The 5,583-nt window shown below is 66.4% G+C and carries 2 protein-coding genes; both read left to right on the forward strand.

What is annotated here, in order from left to right:
• A partial coding sequence (locus QRN11_RS07015) for an Ig-like domain-containing protein (RefSeq protein WP_285250396.1) occupies positions 1-5,153 on the forward strand: 5,153 nt, incomplete at its 5' end.
• A gap of 150 nt (positions 5,154-5,303) precedes the next feature.
• A partial coding sequence (locus tag QRN11_RS07020) for a hypothetical protein (protein ID WP_285250397.1) occupies positions 5,304-5,583 on the forward strand: 280 nt, incomplete at its 3' end.

Consider the following 5,583-nt stretch of genomic DNA (forward strand, 5'->3'; position numbering starts at 1 on the left):
CGTCGTATGTTTTCCGGGTGAACCGGGACCTGGTGGTCCTGAACGATGTGAACTCGGGGAATGTGTGGCTGGTCAACCAGAACATGCAGCTGGTCAACAACTGGGACGACGTCATCCCGCCGCAGCAGACCTCGGACGACGCCGACAAGGACTCCGCGGACGAGGTGCAGCAGACCGTGCTGCCGGACCGCACCAAACCCAACAGTGCACCCGTGGCCAAACCGGACACCTTCGGGGTGCGCGCCGGAAAGACCACCATCCTCCCGGTCCTGGACAACGACTCCGACCCCGACGGCGACATCCTCACCGTCCGGACCCCTGAACCGCTCCAGTCCGGCCTCCTCTCACCCATCTACGGCGCCACCGGATTCCAGGTCAACGTCGGCGCCGACAAGACCGGCGCAGAGGGTTTCAAGTACACGGTGGACGACGGCCGGGGGCTTTCCGGCTCCGCCGACGTCACGCTGAACATCATCCCGCCCGGGGAGAACTCCGCCCCCCGGCAGAAACCCAACCGGAACACCACACTGGTGGTGCAGGCGGGCAAGGTGGTCAGCCAGAACATCCTTCCCGACTGGATCGATCCCGACGGCGACGACCTTTTTGTTGTCGGCGCTGCCGGCAGTGATCCCCGCGACCAGGTCAAGATCCGGCCCGACGGGCTGCTCAGCTTCCAGGACTCCGGGTCCGACCCCGGGCGTAAAACCGTCACCGTCACTGTCTCGGACGGACGGTCCACCACCGAGGGCAAGGTCACCGTGGACGTGCGACCGGCCGGCGCACTGCCGCCGATCGCCAACGCGGACCATGTGGTGGCTGTTGCCGGGGTGGACACGGTGATCGCCCCGCTGAAGAACGATTCGGACCCGCAGGGCGGTGCCCTTCGGCTGGCCCAGATCACTCCAGACGGCAACTCCACCGCCGTTATGGGCGCCGACCAGCAGACGTTCACGTTCAATGCCACCGCACCGGGCGCCCACTACATCACCTACCTCGTCACCAACGGACCCGCCAGTGCGCAGCAGCTGGTGCGCGTCGACGTCGTGCCTGGCGGCGGCGACGCGGCCCCGGTGGCAGTCCGTGACACCGCCCTGCTGCCCAGCGGCGGCAGCGTGCTGGTGGACGTTTTGGGCAATGACTCCGACCCCTCCGGCGGAGTGCTGGTGGTCCAGTCGGTGACGGCCGCGGACGGGCTGCCGCTGAGCGTCGCCGTCCTGGACCACTCGGTGGTGCGGATTACCGACCTCCGCGCCCAGGGCCAGCTCAGCGTGAAGTACACCATCTCCAACGGCAAGTCCTCCGCCACCGGCGAAATCTCCGTGCTGGTGGTCCCCGCCCCGGCCAAGCTGCAGGCGCCGCAGGCTAAGCCGGACGAAGCCACCGTCCGGGCCGGGGACGTCGTCACCATTCCCGTGCTGGAGAACGACACGGACCCCAACGGCGGCAAGCTCACACTGGAACCCGTCCTGGCGCAGTCACCGGACACCGCGGACGGCCGGATCTTCACCTCCGGGCAATCAGTGCGTTTCATCGCCGGCGACGTGCCCAAGACGGTCTACGCCATTTACAAGGTCACCAACGAATCCGGGCAGTCCGATTCCCAGCAGGTGACCATCCGGATCCGGGCCAGGGACGACCAACTCAACACCCGGCCCGAACCCCGCAACCTCACGGCCCGAGTTGTGGCAGGCATGACAGTCCGCATCCCCGTGCCCTTGGAGGGCGTGGACACCGACGGCGACTCCGTCCAGCTGACCGGCGTGGATAAGGCGCCGGCGATGGGAACGGCAGTGGTTAAGGACGGATACCTCGAATTCACCGCCGCAGGCAACGCCGCCGGCACGGACACTTTCACCTACCGTGTCCGGGACCGGATTGGTGCCGAGAACACAGGCACCGTGATCGTTGGCATAGCACCGCAGGAGACCAACAACCAGAGACCCATCGCCATTGACGACGCCGTGGATGTCCGCCCCGGCCGGAAAATCGCGGTGGACGCACTCACCAACGATTCGGACCCGGACGGCGACCCGGTCAGCCTGGTGTCCAACGGCTTCGAAGCGCGCCCTGAGCTTGCCGTCGAAGCAGGCGACGGCGGCAAAGTACTGCTCACGGCGCCCGCCGCCGCAGGCAACGAAAGCGTCAGCTACAAGATCCAGGATGACAAAAAAGCCCAGGCAGGCGCCGTGATCCGCGTCCGGGTCAGCCCCGATGCCGCGTTGAAGATTCCGCTCGCCAAGGATGACGTGGTGACCCAGGCCGAGACGCTGGGCAAGTCCGCGGTGGATGTTCCGGTGCTGAAGAACGACGCCGATCCCGACGGCGTCGCCTCCGAGCTGAAGATCAGCCTGCCTGACGGCAACCCCAACGCCCGTGCCACCGGTGACGGCTCAGTCCAGGTCACGCTCGCGCCGGAGGACCAGCTGGTGCCCTACACCGTCACCGATGTTGACGGCCAAAGCGCGACGGCGGTCATCTGGGTTCCCGGGCAGGGCGAACAGCACCCCACCCTGGCCAGGACCGACGTCGTAGAGGTTATGTCCGGCAAGGAGGTCACCCTTGACCTGGCCGACTACGTCCGGGTCCGCAACGGCCGCACACCCCTCATCACCCAGGTGGACAAGGTCCGTGTCCAGGGTGCGGAGCCGGATGACGTGGTGGCCGGGAACGGCGGCGCCCTCCGTTACGCCGCCCTCAAGGACTATGTGGGTCCGGGGTCGCTGACGTTCGAAGTGACTGACGGTACCGGACCGGATGACCCCGCCGGCCTCAAGTCCACCCTCAGCATCATCACCAAGGTGATTCCGGATCCGAACGCCAACCACGCACCTACCTTCAGCGGTGCCACCCTCGACGTGCCAAAGGGCGAATCCGCCACCCTGGAGCTTGCAAACCTAGCGAAGGACGTGGACTCAGGCGACCAGGAAAAGCTCAAGTACGAACTGGACGGTTCCTTGCCCGAGGGCTTCACCGCCAGCGTGGACAAAACAACCCTCAAAGTGACCCCGGAATCGGCCAGGGACGCCGGCTGGAAGGGAAGCATCCCGCTCAAAGTCACCGACGGCCGGTCCGAGCCGGTCCGTGCCACGGTGACGGCAACGGTCGTCGCGTCGAACCGGCCGTTGCCGGTGGCTAACGAGGACGTAGTGGACAAAGCCAACGCCGGCAGTTCCGAGACCATCAATGTGCTCGGGAATGACTTCAACCCGTTCCCGGAGACCCCATTGCGGATCACGTCCGCCACCGTGGAAACCGGCTCCGCCGCCGGGCAGCCCGCCGTCGCGGGGGACTCCATCACCGTCACCCCGGCCACTGGTTCCAAAGGCGTGATGGTGGTGCGCTACACCGTGATGGACAAGACTGAGGACGTTTCCCGGCAGACCGATGGCCGGATCCGCATCACCGTCCGCGACCGGCCCGACGCCCCCTCCGCGCCTACGGCAACGGACGTCCGGAGCCGCACGGCCGTACTCAAGTGGACACCGCCGTCGGACAACGGCGCGGCCATCACCAAGTACACGGTGCGCTCCGGCAACGGCTTCACCCAGGACTGCCCCACCACCACCTGCACACTGACCGGCCTGACCAACGACGTGAAGTACGTCTTCACCGTCACGGCCACCAACGAAGTCCGGGAATCCGATCCTTCGCCGGTGTCCAACGAGATCCGGCCGGATGAAAAACCGTCCCCGCCGGACGCCCCCACGGTCAAGGCCGGCGACAAGAACATGGAGATCAACTGGGCCCCGGCCAAAACCGAGGGCTCCGCGGTAAAGGCCTACAACCTGGAAATCTCCCCGCCGCCGGCCAACGGGATCGCCGTCAAGAACGGCGTCACGGGACTCAGCTATAACTGGCCCGGCCTGACCAACGGTGTGCTCTACAAGGTCCGCGCCCAGGCCGTCAACGAGCTCGGCCCGTCCGAGTGGGGCCAGTACTCCGCTGAGGACAATCCGGCGGGCGTCCCCGCCGCTCCGGCGGCGCCCACATCCTCCGTGGCATCCTCGATGGGTACGTCCAACCAGCTCAAGGTTGACTGGAGCGAGCCGAACACCAACGGCGACGCCATCAGGAATTACCACGTCACCATGAGCGGCGGCGGCGCGGCCCAGACGCAGGTGGTTGCGGGCACTGTCCGGACCGCCAACTTCACCGCCAACAACTCCGAAGCCTCGTACACCTTTACCGTCCAGGCCGAGAACAAGGCCGGCAAGGGTGCAGTCAGCGCCGCATCGGCTCCCCGCCGGGCCACCGGCAAGCTCGCCCAGGTGACCGGCGTGTCCGCCACCGAAGCCAACACAGGTGGTGCCGGCCGATCCGTCACCATCAACTTCCGGGAGCTCACCGCCGCGGAACGCAACGGCTCAACCTACGCCGAGGTCAGTTACACCTACCGGGCCAGCACCGGCCAGACCGGGCCCATCAAGCCCGGCCAAACCGTGGGCGGCTTCACCAACGGCACCAGCACCGCCATCACGGTGATCGCGAATTCCGCCGTCGCGCCGAGCTCCGATGCCAGCGCCCCGGCAACCGCGAACCCCTACGGCTGGCCGGGCACACCGTCGGCCTCCGGAACGGACGGCGCCGAAAACCAGAAGAACCTGACGTTGAGCTGGGCCTCGCCCCCCGCTGGGAGCTGGGACATCGCCTATACCCAGATCAGGATCGACGGCGGCAGCTGGGAACGGGTGGCGGCCTCGGGCAGCCGCACGATCAACACCGGCGGCTTCAGCGAGCGGCATTCCATCGAGGTCCAGGGCGTCAATTCGCGCGGCACCGGCGGGCCGCTGGCTTCGGCGTCGGCACAGTCAGGTGCGCAGAAGACCCGCTGGACCACACGGCTCAATTCCGGCATGTACCGCAGTTGTACCGACCTGCCTGGGGCCACCTCTTACGACAACAGCCAGCCGGGGAATTTCACGTGCGACGGACAGGGCGGCACCAACCGTCCCTGGATGGGCGCTGCGGACGTCTTCGACATCATGTGCTGGAAGCCGCACGGCACCTACTACAGCGGGGACGGCCAGTGGTATTACATCATGCGGGGCTCACCCAACCAGACGCGCTGGATCGATTCGAGGCACACCACCATCGGCCCGCCCGCTCAGAGCGGCGTCCCGTTGTGCACCTTCCCGGTAGGAGCGACGCCATAGCCGGGCCGGGCAAGGACCCTGCAACGGGGAGGGCTCCCCATCGCGGGGCCGGTAAGGGTTGGGTAGGCTTGCGCCGGGGAAAAGAGAGTCTCATGCCAGTACGCGGACGCGCTGCCGTACGGCCACACAAACTGAGGGAAACGTAACGCTGTGACAAGTCTGCTGGGGAAGCTTGGGCTCAAAACGCGCCATAAGAAGCTCGTGAGTGGTGCTGCGTTTGGTGCTGCTGTTGTTGTGGTGGTGGCGGGTGCTGTGTTGTATCCGGGGTTTAAGACCACTGAGGTGGATTTGAACGACGGCGGCGTGTGGGTGGTCTCGAAGTCCAAGAACGCGGTGGGCCGGCTGAATTACCCTTCGCGTGTTTTGGATGGTGCTGTGACGCCGGCGTCGACGACGTTTGATATTTTGCAGGATGCGGGGGAGGTGTTTG

The sequence above is a fragment of the Pseudarthrobacter sp. fls2-241-R2A-168 genome (assembly GCF_030209335.1).
In the GTDB taxonomy this organism is placed as follows: domain Bacteria; phylum Actinomycetota; class Actinomycetes; order Actinomycetales; family Micrococcaceae; genus Arthrobacter.